9 protein-coding genes are annotated in these 13636 nt (G+C 69.8%); 5 read left to right on the top strand and 4 right to left on the bottom strand.

Annotated features, from left to right (window positions below):
• Positions 1-33: 33 nt before the first annotated feature.
• Positions 34-948: a peptidoglycan-binding protein gene (locus G4D86_RS54025; RefSeq protein WP_164000418.1), complete on the top strand. Its 915-nt coding sequence runs from the start codon at positions 34-36 to the stop codon at positions 946-948.
• 28 nt (positions 949-976) lie between these two features.
• Here the strand turns inward: G4D86_RS54025 and G4D86_RS42745 are convergent, their stop codons facing one another.
• On the bottom strand, positions 977-2377 hold the full coding sequence (locus G4D86_RS42745; RefSeq protein ID WP_240360797.1) for an MFS transporter: 1401 nt from the start codon (positions 2375-2377) through the stop codon (positions 977-979).
• A 129-nt stretch (positions 2378-2506) separates the two neighbouring features.
• On the opposite strand from G4D86_RS42745, the gene G4D86_RS42750 reads away from it, so the two are divergent.
• Positions 2507-3607: an alpha/beta hydrolase gene (locus G4D86_RS42750; RefSeq protein WP_240360798.1), complete on the top strand. Its 1101-nt coding sequence runs from the start codon at positions 2507-2509 to the stop codon at positions 3605-3607.
• A gap of 127 nt (positions 3608-3734) precedes the next feature.
• On the opposite strand, the gene G4D86_RS42755 is transcribed toward G4D86_RS42750, so the two are convergent.
• On the bottom strand, positions 3735-4085 hold the full coding sequence (locus G4D86_RS42755; RefSeq protein ID WP_164000422.1) for a cyclophilin-like fold protein: 351 nt from the start codon (positions 4083-4085) through the stop codon (positions 3735-3737).
• Between the two features lie 336 nt (positions 4086-4421).
• Between G4D86_RS42755 and G4D86_RS42760 the strand changes: the two genes are divergently transcribed.
• Entirely contained in the window at positions 4422-5327 is a 906-nt protein-coding gene (locus G4D86_RS42760; protein WP_164000424.1) for a LysR family transcriptional regulator, read from the top strand.
• Between the two features lie 42 nt (positions 5328-5369).
• Here the strand turns inward: G4D86_RS42760 and G4D86_RS42765 are convergent, their stop codons facing one another.
• On the bottom strand, positions 5370-7820 hold the full coding sequence (locus tag G4D86_RS42765) for a hypothetical protein (protein WP_164000479.1): 2451 nt from the start codon (positions 7818-7820) through the stop codon (positions 5370-5372).
• A 9-nt stretch (positions 7821-7829) separates the two neighbouring features.
• Entirely contained in the window at positions 7830-10193 is a 2364-nt protein-coding gene (locus G4D86_RS42770; RefSeq protein WP_164000426.1) for an FdhF/YdeP family oxidoreductase, read from the bottom strand.
• Positions 10194-10494: 301 nt separating this feature from the next.
• Between G4D86_RS42770 and G4D86_RS54030 the strand changes: the two genes are divergently transcribed.
• Together G4D86_RS54030 and hutU are read left to right on the top strand one after the other, a co-directional pair.
• The gene (locus G4D86_RS54030; protein WP_164000428.1) at positions 10495-11802 is read left to right on the top strand and encodes a BON domain-containing protein; all 1308 of its coding nucleotides are present in this window, start codon (positions 10495-10497) and stop codon (positions 11800-11802) included.
• Between the two features lie 165 nt (positions 11803-11967).
• Positions 11968-13623, top strand: a complete 1656-nt coding sequence (gene hutU / locus G4D86_RS42780) for a urocanate hydratase (protein ID WP_164000430.1) — start codon at positions 11968-11970, stop codon at positions 13621-13623.
• Positions 13624-13636 lie beyond the last annotated feature (13 nt).

Consider the following 13636-nt stretch of genomic DNA (forward strand, 5'->3'; position numbering starts at 1 on the left):
TCTCTCATCTTCCAGGGAAAGGACCAGCCCCCCATGGTCGCCATTGCCCGAGCCTCCTCCGCCACCGCGCTCCGCCAGACGGCGGCCCTCGCCGCTCCTCCCACGCTCCGTGAGGGCGCGAAGGGCGCCTCCGTGGTGACGCTGCAGAACAAGCTGAAGGCCGCGGGCTTCAACCCCGGCGCCGCGGACGGCGCGTTCGGCCCGAAGACGGAGGCCGCGGTGAAGTCCTTCCAGCGGGCCCGTGGGCTCACCGCTGACGGCGTCGTGGGCCCGAAGACGTGGGCGGCGCTCAACAAGCCGCCCGCGTCCTCCGGTGGCTCCGGCCCCACGCTGCGCGAGGGCGCGAAGGGCGAGCCGGTGCGCGCGCTGCAGAAGCGCCTCAATGCACTGGGCTTCAATGCGGGTACGGCCGACGGGAGTTTCGGTCCCAAGACGGAGTCTGCGGTGAAGGCGTTCCAGCGGGCGAAGGGCCTGACGGCCGACGGCGTCGTGGGCCCGAAGACGTGGGACAAGCTGGGCATCAAGGTGTCGGGCCCCGTGACGCAGGGCCCGGGCGGTGGCGGCAAGGTCGTCACGGGCTATGTGAATGGCACGCCCCGCAACATCACCGTCGCCTCCGTTCCCAACGGGAAGGTGATGCGCTCGGATGCGGCGGCCGCGTACAACCGCATGTATGCGGATGCGAGGGCAGCGGGCATCACCCTGAAGGTGAACAGCGGCTTCCGCACCATGGCGGAGCAGCAGGCGCTCTACCGCGCGTACCAGAACGGCACGGGCAACCTCGCGGCGAAGCCTGGCTACTCCAACCACCAGGGCGGCATCGCGGTGGACATCAACGTGGGCGGCACCGGCACCTCCACGTACCGCTGGCTGGCGGCGAACGCGAGCAAGTATGGCTTTGCGCGCACCGTGCCTTCCGAGCCGTGGCACTGGGAGTTCCGCCGGTAGGCGAAGCCTCGGCGTGGAGGAGTCCTCTTCAGCGGGCGATGGTGCCGGAAGCGGCGCCGTCACCGCGCGGCAAGGCCGCGGCAAGCAGCCTCGAGGGCCGCGACGCCATGAAGGCCATGAGTGCCGCTGCCCCGAGCAGCGCGGCACTCGCCAGGAACGTGCTCGGGTAGCCGCTGCGGTCCAACAGCTGACCTCCAAGCGAAGCGCCAGCCGTGATGGCGAGCTGGATGGCCGCGACCATGAGTCCGCCGCCAGCCTCCGCGTCGTGCGGCAGCGTGCGGCTGAGCCACGTCCACCACGCAACCGGCGCCGCCGTGCCGATGAGCCCCCAGCCGCCGAGGAGCAGGGCTGTGGCCGGAAGGGACCGGCCGACTACGACCAGGACGACCGCGATGGCCGCCAGCGCGAGTGGCGCGGCGACGAGCACCGCGGACAACCGTTTGGCCACGAGGAACCCAATCAGATACGTGCCCAGGAGCCCCGCGGCGCCCATGCCAAACAGAAGCAACGAGAGCGTGGACACCCCGACCCCTGTGACTGTCTCCAGGAAGGGGCGCAGGTACGTGAACAGGGCGAACTGGCCCATGAAGAGCAAGGTGACCGCCAGGATGCCCGTCGGAGCCCGTGGGCGTCGAAGGACGGCAATCGTGCTCGGGGGCGGAGCGGCGCGCTCGGTGGGCATCCGGGGCAATGTGACGTACTGCCAGACGAAGGTGATGGCCGCGAGAGGAACGACCGCGAAGAACGCCCCGCGCCACCCGATGTACTGCCCCAGGAAGCTGCCGAGTGGCGCCGCGATGGTGGTGGCCAGCGCATTGCCGCCATTCAGCATGCCGAGCGCGCGCGGCACGTCCTTTTCGGGCACCAGGCGCATGACGGTGGCCGCCGACAGAGACCAGAAGCCACCAACCACGACGCCGATGAGCGCACGCCCGATGATGAGCACGGTGAAGTTCGGCGCCAGGGCGACGACAAGGCCCGAGGCCAGCATCACCCCGGTGAGACCGAGGAGCAGCTTCCGGCGGTCGACGGCCCTGGCCACGGACGCGATGCAGAGGCTCGTCAGCACGGCGAAGAGGCCGGACACCGCGATGGCCTGGCCCGCGCGGCCTTCGCTCAGCCGGAGGTCGCACGCGATGGGCGTCAGCAGGCTTACCGGCATGAACTCGGAGGCGATGAGGGTCGAAACGCACAGGGTGAGCGCGAATACGGCCCCCCACGATGCGGAGCGCGGAGCCGGCGCCCCAGCTGCGTCGTTGAGTTGGATGGTCATGAATCTCTCCGGCAGACGGGTGCGCAGGTGGCGCGCCCCGTGTTCGTCGAGCCGTCCGGTGCTGCCTGCGAGGCGGCTCGGAGGTCCGAAGGTCCCCTCAGAGGTACGCCCCGGCTCGGCCCGGCGCGATACCAGGACTGTGAACGGGCCGTTCATCGCTCGTTGACAATGGGTCCTCGCGCCCTCCGTCAGGTCGCGAGGGCCTCGCAGTGCCAAGCGCTGCTTAACAGCCCATCAACCGACAACGCCTGGTTCGCGGTCAAAGCCGAGCGCATACATGAAGTCATGACCGACAGACCCATGACGATGAAGCGGCTCCCCGCAGCCAACCGACGTCCCCTGCTCTGGGGACTTCTGCTCAGCTCATTCTCCACACTGCTGGCCTGCGCGTCGGCCTCAGCATCGGTGGCACGTCCAACGCCGGGCCTCGCGTCCGGGGACACGGCCAACGGTGCAGACAATTTCTACACGAGCGACAAGGTCACCGTTCAGAAGGTCGTCTTCAAGAACCAATACAAAATGAACGTCGTCGGGAACCTGTTCGCTCCCAAGGACCTGAATCGCGGCGCAAGGATTCCGGCCATCGTCGTCGGACATCCCATGGGGGCCGTCAAGGAGCAGAGCGCGAACCTGTACGCCACGAAGCTGGCCGAGCAGGGATTCGTCACCATTTCCCTGGATCTGTCTTTCTGGGGCGAGAGTGACGGCCAACCTCGCAACGTCGTTGCGCCGGACATCTATGCTGAGGACTTCAGCGCCGCGGTGGACTTCCTGCGCACCCAGCCGTTTGTCGACAGGGAGCGGATTGGCGCCATCGGGATTTGCGGCAGCGGGAGCTTCGTCATCAGTGCGGCCAAGATCGACCCGCGCATGAAGGCCATCGCAACAGTCAGCATGTACGACATGGGCGCTGCCAACCGCAACGGGCTCAGGCATTCGGTGACCCTCGGGCAGAGAAAGAAGTTCCTCGAGGAGGCAGCGCTGCAGCGCGATGTGGAGTTCGTGGGTGGTGAAACCCGGTATACGAGCGGGACGCCCGAGGAGCTGACCGACACGTCAACTGCGATGGATCGCGAGTTCTACGACTTCTACCGCACTGCGCGGGGTCATCGTCCGAACACCACGACGCATCCGACACTCAGCAGCAACACCCGATTCATGAACTTCTACCCGTTCACGGACATCGAGACGATCGCTCCTCGTCCGATGCTCTTCATCGCGGGCGAGAACGCTCACTCCCGGGAGTTCAGCGACGAGGCCTACCGGCTTGCCGGTGAACCCAAGGAACTGGTCATCGTGCCTGGCGCGGGTCACGTGGACCTCTACGATCGCGTCAACCTCATTCCCTTTGACAAGCTGACCACGTTCTTCCGGAGCAATCTGTAGCGCCCCGGCGGAGCACCAGGTCAGGCCGCGGATCTTCGGATCCGCGGCCTTTCTCTCTTCCGCTACCGCGCACGCCCACCGTGCCCACTCTTCCTCGCAGCGCCCTGCGGCATGCATCGCGCGCCGCCTACTTCGCCAGCTCGACCTTCACCTCGATCGGCCCGGCCGCACGCAGGGCCTCGACGTCGCCATCGAGTCTGCCGAGCTTGATGAGCCCGCTCGAGTGGCTGAAGTCCTTGTAGAAGATGGCCAGGTTCCCCCAGGGCGCGTAGTAGGCGATGTCCCCGGCCGAGGGGGTGGAGCCCGAGGGGGCCCCTTTCGTGGACAGGCGCTTGGGCAGGTCGCTGACCTTCTCGGTGGACGCGTAGTCCGTCAGGGCCAACGTCAGAGGCAGCAGGGCAGCGAAGTCGCGCGCCGTCGCGTTGTCGAGCAGCGTGGCTGTCAGGACCTTCGCTCCGGCCGTCAGTCGAATCTTCATGGGCTTTCCCTCAGTGCGCACATGCTGCTGCGCCAGGGCTGGGCTCGCCATGAGCCCGAGTACAACAGCGAGTCGAATCATGGGTTTCCTCGATGTGGACGAAGGGGGGTCAACCCGTCGGGGCCACGTCGACCACCGGAGCGGCGCAGCGGTGCCTCTCTGGCGACGAGGCGCTCCAAAAGAGTAGGCACCGGGCCCCTGAGCGCACCAGACGCGGGAAAGCGAACGGGCCGTTAAGTGGGAGTTGATTGTGGGACGCTGCTTCCCCTCAAGTCGCGACTCCCCACCGAGCAGCCTCGACGAACCACACAGCAGCGTTTCGCAGGAACCAAGGCCATGAAGACGGTCCTCTTCTCGCAGCTCCACGTGTTTCTCGTCGTGGCGCGCCTCCAGAGCTTCCGCGGCGCGGCGCGCGAGCTCGGCGTTTCCTCCGCTGCGGTGAGCCAGTCGGTGCGACAGCTCGAGAGGCAGCTGGGCGTCGTGCTGCTCAACCGCACCACCCGCAGCGTGGCCGTGACGGACGCCGGTCGGCGGCTCGTGGAGGAGGCCGGCCCAGGCCTGGCCCAGGCGTCTTCCGCGCTCCAGAGTGTGTCGGCACAGCCCGGCGAGGTTGTCGGACGGCTGAGGCTGTCCGTCCCGCGGTCAGCCGTTTCCCTCCTCATCGCGCCCATGCTGCCCGCTTTCCGCACGCGCCACCCGCGTGTGGAGGTGGAGGTCGTCGTCGAGGATCGCCTCGTCGACATCGTCGCGGAGGGCTACGACGCAGGCGTGCGGCTGAGCGAAACCATCGAGCGTGACATGGTGCAGGTGCGTCTGACGGACGCATTCCGCTTCATCGTCGTGGGCGCGCCGAGCTACCTCGCGAGCCACGGCACGCCCGAGCGTCCCGAGGACCTGCTGCGCCACGAGTGCATCAACCTGCGCTCCCAGACCACCGGCAGCCCGTACGCCTGGGAGCTCGAGCGCGGGCGGAGGACGTGGCGCGTCCCGGCACGCGGCAGCATCACCACGAACGACGAGCTGACCAGCGCCAGGCTGGCGGCCGAGGGGCTGGGTCTGGCGTATGCCTTCGAGCCGGCGGTGCAGGAGGAGCTGCGCGCCGGCCGCCTCGTCCCGGTGCTCGAGGCGTATGCGCCCACCGTGCCCGGCTTCTTCCTCTACTTCCCCAGCCGGGCACAGCGCTCGGGGCCCTTGCGCCTGTTCATCGAGACGGCCAAAGAACTGGCCCCGAGAGCCGGCTGACGAGGCGCTTGGGCAGACACAGCTCCTTCAGTCAGGGCGTCCTCAGCCGAGGACCCATTCCACGACGAAGTCCGGGCCCCCCTGCTCCGCCCTGGCCCGGGCCAGGACTTCGGGACGCTCATCGCCTGACCACAGTCCCAGCAGCTCGCCCACCAGCCACTGCGACAACGAACGGGCCACCCGCTGTACACCGTCGCGTGGGACACCGGACAGGGAGCGGTGTGACTCCGTCAAGCCACGCGCCAGCCGTGCCGGCACCATCCAGCATTCTGCCCGGGGAAACGGAGGCGTCAGGAACAGGCAGAACGCCGCATCGGTCCGCAGCAACAGCGCGTCCAGGTGCTCGCGCCCGAGCCGGAACGCCTGCAGCCACTGCCCTTCCCCTCGCTGCTCCAGCTTCACCACCTGCACGAAGGCCACCCGCTCCGTGCGGATGAAGCCGTCCACGTTCACCTTGAGAATGAAAGCTACTTCCACGCCCGGCGGGCGCGGCATGGATGGCGGCGTCGCCTCCCGCGCCGCTCGGCCCCCTCCACGCGGCGCTGCAATGGCAGGCGTCTCCAGCTCGACGGGCTCGCTTTGAAGTGCAGTGATGGGAGGGACCTCCAACTCCGGCACGCTCGGGACAACAGTCCCATCGTCCGCCTCCGCGAGGGACAGAGGAACGGCGTCGTCAATTGCTACCACTTCCCCATCCGGTGCCGGGCGCATCCGTCGCACCGTGAATCCCAGCTCCAGCGGAGCCGCCTGGCCTTGCGCCAGCATCGCGGACAGGTCCGCCTTCACGCGCTTCAACTCGACGCGCAGTCCCTCCAGCAGGTCCGCGACCAGCTCGGCCGTGTCCTCGCGGAACCGCTCCGGGTAGCGCGCGGCGAACCCCGCCTCCACGCGTGACATGGCGCCGAACAACAGCTCTTCCAAATCCCGGTCCCGCAGCCACGTGCGTCCACCCAGCGGCACGGCGCGCGTCACATGCAGATGCCGCAGCGCCTCGGTCAGCGTGGCCGGCCCCGGGCTCGCGGAAGGCTCCCCGGAAGACGCCGCCCCACCCTTCCCGCTCCCCTGCAACCACGCCTGCAGCGTTCTCACCCGGAACCGCACGCGCGACGACGGATGCTCCTTCAGCTTCCGAACCAGCCGCTTGTCCGTCTCCGTGCGCACCAGCGCGAGCACCGTGAGCTCCGCCTCGGACGACGCCGCATCCGGCGCGCACCACAGGAAGAACTCAATCGCCGCCTTGCGCAGCACGGGCTTGCGCCCCATGCGCGCGGACACCTCCTGCCGCCACGCCGCCAGCTCATCCATCCCGGGCCGCACACCACCCACAGCGAACCGGGGCCACAGCTCCGCACACTCCTCCGCCAGCCAACACAGATGGTCGAACTCCGAGGCCCACGGCTTCAGCTTCACGCGGCTCCGGCGCTCGAAGGCGTCCGGCAGGCCCCGCCGCACCGCCGCGCGGAACAACCGTTCCTCCAGCCACAGCAGCGCCAGCACCAGGCCGGGCTCGCCCTTGCGCAGCGTGGCGTGGCAGTGGTCGAGCACGAAGCGCACGGGCTCCAGGTTCGCCGTGGACTCGAAGTCTCCGCCCACCAGCGCGCCAAGCGCGCCGCGCAGGCCATCCACGGGCGGCGCATCGAAGCGCGCCAGCAGCTCGCAGAGGTTCTCCACCACCTCCGGCGGCCCGCCGACCTCCAGCGTCCGAGACAGCAACAGCCCCGCGCGAGCGCACCAATCAGGCTCCTTGCGCCCGCTCGGGTAACACGCCAGGAAGCCGCTCATTCCACTGCGGCCCTCGGGTGATGTGGCCAGCGTGAACAGCCGCTCGGCCAGCACCTCCGAGGCCTCGCGCCATGGAATGCGCGCGGCCCGCGTGCGGATGAACTCCGCCAGCCGCGTCCGTCCCTCCTCGGGAGTCGTGGGCAGCAGCGCCCGCAACTGTTCGAGCAGGCCAATCGACTTCGCCCCGGGCCCGAGCACCTGCTTGAGGTCCACCTCCACCGAGTGCTCGAAGCGCAGCGCCCGCCCGTCGAACGTGCACTGCGTATCCCCGACCAGCGACAGCAGCGACTCTGGATGCCGCTTCAGGTAGCGCGTGAGCACGGTGGAGACGACGGCATCCGTCTCCTTCCGCACCCGCGCCGCGCCCTCTGCATCTCCCGCCTCCTGCAGCGCGCCCAGCACCGACTCTTGCCGCCACCGCAAGCGATGCAGCAGCCCGGACGGTGGAGCCTCGTACGGCCACAGCAGCTCACCGCACGACGACAGCAGGAACAGCAACTCCGCGGGCGTCCGCTCACCAGCGTCCAGCCGCGCCCACGCCGCGGACCCGGCCCGGGTGCGCTCCTCCAGCGAGGCCCCGCGCACCCACTGCGCGAAGGACTCGCGCCACTGCGCGGACGCGGACAGTGCCTCCGCTGCGGGCGTCCCCGTCACCCCTTCGTAGAGCGGCCGGAGCGACTCCGGCCAGCCTGTGTCAGCGGACGGAAGCAGCATGGCGCCTCACGAGGCCGGCCCCGCGTCCGCGGACGGGGACAGGGTGATGACCACCGACTTCGACGTGGGCGTGCGGCTCTTCTCCGCGAAGCTGTCCACGGGGACCAGCACATTGGCCTCCGGGAAGTACGTGGCCGCGCACCGGCGGGGAATGTTGTACGGCACCACCCGGAACCGCAGCGCCACGCGCGTCTCACCCTGGAAGTGACTGGTCAGGTCCACCACCTGTCCTTCCTTCAGGCCCAGTTCCTTGATGTCCGCCGGGTGCAGCAGCACCACGCGCCGCCCGTTGCGGATGCCCCGGTAGCGGTCATCCAGTCCGTACACCGTGGTGTTGAACTGGTCGTGGGTGCGAATCGTCATCATCAGCAACTGCCCGGGTGCCAGCTCCAGCCGGGGCAGCTCGTGCACCGTGAAATGCGCCTTGCCGGTCGCCGTGGTGAAGCGGCCCTCGCGCGGGCCGTTGGGCAGGGAGAAGCCCGCGGGCTCGCGCACGCGCCGGTTGAAGTCCTCGAAGCCGGGAATGACGCGGGAGATGAGCTCGCGCACGCGGTCATAGTCCTCCGCCAGCCAGGACCACCGCACCGTCGAGCGTTCCCCGAGCACTGCCGTCGCCAGCCTCGCGACGATGGCGGGCTCGCTGAGCAGGTGCTCCGACGCCGGGGCCACCGCGCCGCGCGACGCGGTGACGACGCCCATGGAGTTCTCCACGGTGACGAACTGCGCGCCGCCCGCCTGCACGTCATGCTCGGTGCGGCCCAGGCACGGAAGAATGAGCGCCCGACGCCCATGGACCAGGTGCGCGCGGTTGAGCTTGGTGGACACGTGCGCGGTGAGCCGCGTGCGGCGCAGTGCCTCGGCGGTGAATTCCGTGTCCGGCGTCGCGGAGAGGAAGTTGCCGCCCAGCGCGAAGAACACCTTCACCCGCCCGTCGTGCATGGCGCGGAGGGTGTCCACCGTGTCCATGCCGTGGTGGCGCGGGGGCTCGAAGCCGAGCTCCCGCGACAGCGCATCGAGGAACGCTTCCTTCGGCCGCTCCCAGATGCCCATGGTGCGGTCGCCCTGCACGTTGCTGTGGCCTCGCACCGGGCACAGTCCCGCGCCGGGCTTGCCGATGCTCCCGCGCAGCAGCGCCAGGTTGACGACCTCCTGGATGTTGGCCACCGCGTTCTTGTGCTGGGTGAGCCCCATGGCCCAGCAGTAGATGGTGCGCTCCGAGCGCGCGAGGATCTCCGCCGCCGCGACAAGCTGCTCGCGCGGCACCCCGCTCCCCTCGACCACGTCCTCCCACTTCACCGCGCGGAGCCCGGCCGCCCACGCGTCGAACCCGAGCGTCTTCTCCTCGATGAACGCGCGCGCCACCACCGTGCCCGGCTTCTCGTCCTCCATCTCCAGCAGCGCCTTGCCCAGTCCCTGCAACAGGGCCACGTCGCCGTTGATGCGCACCTGGAGGAACAGGGTGTTGAGGGCCGTGCCGGAACCGAAGAGGTGCAGCACCTCCTGCGGGTGCTTGAAGCGGTTGAGCCCCGTCTCCGGCAGCGGGTTGATGCTGACGATTTCACAGCCCCGGCGCGCGGCAGCCTGGAGCGACGACAGCATGCGCGGGTGGTTGGTGCCCGGATTCTGGCCGATGACGAAGATGGCGTCGGCCTTGTCGAAGTCCTCCAGCGTGACGGTGCCCTTGCCAATGCCCACCGTCTCCGAGAGCGCCGTGCCGCTGGACTCGTGGCACATGTTCGAGCAGTCCGGCAGGTTGTTGGTGCCGAACTGCCGCACGAAGAGCTGGTAGAGGAACGCGGCCTCGTTGCTCGTGCGCCCGGACGTGTAGAAGCACGCCGCGTCCGGAGTGCCGAGCGCGTTCAGCTCCTCGGCCACCAGCGCGAAGGCGTCGTCCCAGGAGATGGGCGTGTAGTGCGTGGCGCCCTCGCGCAGCACCATGGGGTGCGTGAGGCGCCCCTGCTTGCCCAGCCAGTGGTCCGTCTGCTGGGACAGCGCGGCCACGCTCCACTGCTGGAAGAAGTCCGGCGTCACGCGCGCCGTCGTCCCCTCCTCCGCCACGGCCTTCGCGCCGTTCTCACAGAACTCCGCCACCGAGCGGTGCCCCGGGTCCGGCCACGCGCAGCCCGGGCAGTCGAAGCCGTGCTGCTGGTTCACCTTGAGCAGCAGCCGGGTGCCTCGCACCGGGCCCATCTCGCTAAAGGCGTGCTTCATCGTGGAGACCACGGCGGGAAGGCCGCCGGCCACCTCGGACATCGGGCCCACGCGGGGAGGAAGCGGCTCCTCGGGCGGCTGGGCGCTCGGCGGCACGGGGGCGAGCGTCGCTCCCGTGGCCTCTCGCGGCTCCTGCTCGTTCCGATGTCCATCCGCCATGACACGCCCTCCAGGCGCCCGACGGCCGGCTGCCCGGCCGTGGCGCGCGCGAGTCTACCCCTCCCGGGGCGCGGGCGAGTGCCCGAGGCACCACCCTCCTCCAGGACTCCAAGCCCATACCCGGGGTGCGGCCGGTGAGAGGCACCCCTCCAGTCATTCCCAGACGGCCCCAGCGCGGTGCGGCGAGGTGCATGCCTGTCGGGGCTGCGGACATGGCAGGGGCGCATTGCCGGGACCACTCAGGGTCAAAAACGTCTGGAGTCGGAGCCAAGGCGAACGCGACACGTAAGGAGGCGACGCGATGAACGGCAGACGTGACGACGACCGGGGGCGGCGGCCGGAGGACAGGGAGCTGCGCAGGGGGCAGGCGGAGGAGTACCAGGCGGGCCGGCGCGGGGAATATGAGCGGGACCGCCAGCGTGACTGGGACGAGCACGGCTACGAGCGAGGCCCCGAGCGGATGGGCGTGAGCGAGCGCGATGCCCGGGACATGGCCGAGAACGTGCGCCGGAGCTTCCGCCGCGACGTTCCCGACCAGGACCGGGACGCCCGACGCGCGGACCCCTCCCGCGACTTCGAATGGGACCGGAGCTTCCGCTCCATGGAGGGTGACCGGGATCAGCGGGAGTACGAAATGGACCGGGACTTCGGCCGCGCGGCCCGTGAGCTGGACCGCGCGCAGGAGTATGGCCGGGACTTCAACCGCGACCGTGAAGTGGACCGCCGCGCACGCGAGTTCGACCCCGAGCGCATCGCCCGGCGTCCGGGCTACAGCCCGAGCGGTACCTACCGTGCCTTCCAGGACGAAGAACGTGAGGAGCGTGAGCGTCCGCGTCGCTATGGGGACCGCACCCGCTCCACGAGCCTGCAAGGCGACACGGACCGGTACAGCCCGGGGAGCTACGGCCTCGACGCGGGCGAGCCGGGAGAGGCGGGCGGCGGCCGCGACTACCCGCGCTACGGAAGGAGCGTGGGGCGAAGCGGTCCGGAGCGCGGGCGGTATGGCCAAGACACGCGGGAGCCTCGGGAGTCACGGCGTCCCCTCGGCCGCGACCTCGGCTACAGCGAGCGCGCCATGAGGCGTGGCGCCGAGCGCGTGGCCGAGGAGGACACGCGCTTCGGCGGCACCGAGCCCGGAGGCCATGGTCCGGGTGTGGAGAACATGGCACCGCCCCGCATGGGCTACGGCACCAGCCCGTCGCGCCGGGATGACCATGAGATGGGCCACGGCGGCTACATGGGCGGCACCTCGCGCTCCGCCACGCCTCACGCGCGGCCCACGTCGACGGGTCGCGGCCCGAAGAGCTACCAGCGCGGGGACGACCGCATCCGCGCGGACCTCTGCGACCGGCTGATGCAGGGGTGGATTGATGCCGAGGACGTGGACGTGAAGGTGAAGGACGGCCTCGTGACGCTGTCCGGCACGGTGCGCAGCCGCGACGAGAAGCGCGCCATCGAGGACCTGGCCGAGGAGGTACTCGGCGTGAAGGAGGTCACCAACAACATCCGCATCAACCGGGCCGAGGGCGCCCTGCACCGCCAGGCCTCGCAGGAGCCCGTGCAGCAACCCGGGGCCGACACGGGCGACGACCGCGAGCTGCACTCCTGAGGTGACGCACCGCGCACCATCCCGGGAGGACGCCCCTCCTGGGACGGGGTGGTTCCGAGTGGGTGAAGACCTCCGGCAACGAGGCCTCACCGCGCTGTGCCCCCGCCGCGCGGGTTCGGGTAGTGTGCCGGGCCTTTCCGTCAGCCACACCCCAGGAGTTCGTACATGTCCCGCGTCATCCGTGCCGCCCGTGGTTCCACCCTCTCGTGCAAGGGCTGGGTCCAGGAGGCGGCGCTCCGGATGTTGATGAACAACCTCGACCCGGACGTCGCCGAGCGTCCCGAGGACCTCGTCGTCTACGGCGGCACCGGCAAGGCCGCCCGCGACTGGCCTTCCTTCGACCGCATCGTCTCCAGCCTCCAGAGCCTGGGTGACGAGGAGACGCTGCTCGTCCAGTCCGGCAAGCCCGTGGGCGTCATGCGCACGCATCCGGACGCGCCGCGCGTGCTCATCGCCAACTCCAACCTCGTGGGCCACTGGGCCAACTGGGAGCACTTCAACGAGCTGGAGAAGAAGGGCCTGATGATGTACGGCCAGATGACCGCGGGCTCGTGGATCTACATCGGCACGCAGGGCATCCTCCAGGGCACCTACGAGACGTTCGCCGCCGCCGGCCGCTTCCACTTCGGCAGCGAGGACCTGGCCGGGCGCCTCGTGCTCTCCGGCGGTCTGGGCGGAATGGGCGGCGCGCAGCCGCTGGCCGCCACCATGAACAACGCCGTGTTCCTCGGCGTGGAGATCGACCCCACCCGCGCCCAGCGCCGCGTGGAGACGCGCTACCTGGACGTCGTCGCCAAGGACCTGGACGAGGCGCTCGCGCTGGCGAAGGACGCGCAGCAGAAGCGCATCGGCCGCTCCATCGCCGTCATCGGCAACGCGGCCTCGGTGTTCCGCGAGCTGTACCGCCGCGGAATCAAACCGGACCTCGTCACCGACCAGACGAGCGCGCATGACCCGCTCAACGGCTACATCCCCACGGACCTGTCCCTGGAGGCCGCCGCCGAGCTGCGCAAGAGAGACCCGGAGGGCTACGTCCGCCGCGCCCGCGAGTCGATGATCATGCACGTGGAGGCGATGAACGACTTCCAGCGCGCCGGCAGTCATGTGTTCGACTACGGCAACAACCTGCGCGGCCAGGCGCAGCTGGGCGGCATGGCGAACGCCTTCGAGTTCCCCGGCTTCGTCCCCGCGTACATCCGCCCGCTCTTCTGCGAGGGCATGGGCCCGTTCCGCTGGGTGGCGCTCTCCGGAGACCCGGAGGACATCCGCCGCACGGACCGCGTGGTGCGCGAGCTGTTCCCCCAGAAGGCCTCGCTGCAGCGCTGGCTGGACATGGCGGGCGAGCGCATCGCGTTCCAGGGCCTGCCGGCGCGCATCTGCTGGCTCGGCTACGGCGAGCGCGCGAAGGCGGGCCTCGCCTTCAACGAGATGGTGCGCAAGGGCGAGGTGAAGGCCCCCATCGTCATCGGCAGAGACCATCTGGACTGCGGCTCGGTGGCGTCGCCCAACCGCGAGACGGAGGCGATGAAGGACGGCACGGACGCGGTGGCGGACTGGCCCATCCTCAACGCGCTGGTGAACGCCGTGAATGGCGCCTCGTGGGTGTCCTTCCACCACGGCGGCGGCGTGGGCATGGGCTACTCGCTGCACGCCGGCCAGGTCATCGTCGCGGACGGCACGCCCGAGGCCGCGCGCCGCATCGAGCGCGTGCTGACGAGCGACCCCGGCATGGGCGTGCTGCGCCACGCGGACGCGGGCTACCCGGAGGCCATCGAGGTGGCGAAAGAGCGCGGCGTGAAAATTCCCGGCATCACCACCTGAGCCAGGAGCCCGC

This window comes from Pyxidicoccus caerfyrddinensis (genome assembly GCF_010894405.1).
Taxonomy (GTDB): Bacteria; Myxococcota; Myxococcia; order Myxococcales; family Myxococcaceae; genus Myxococcus; species Myxococcus caerfyrddinensis.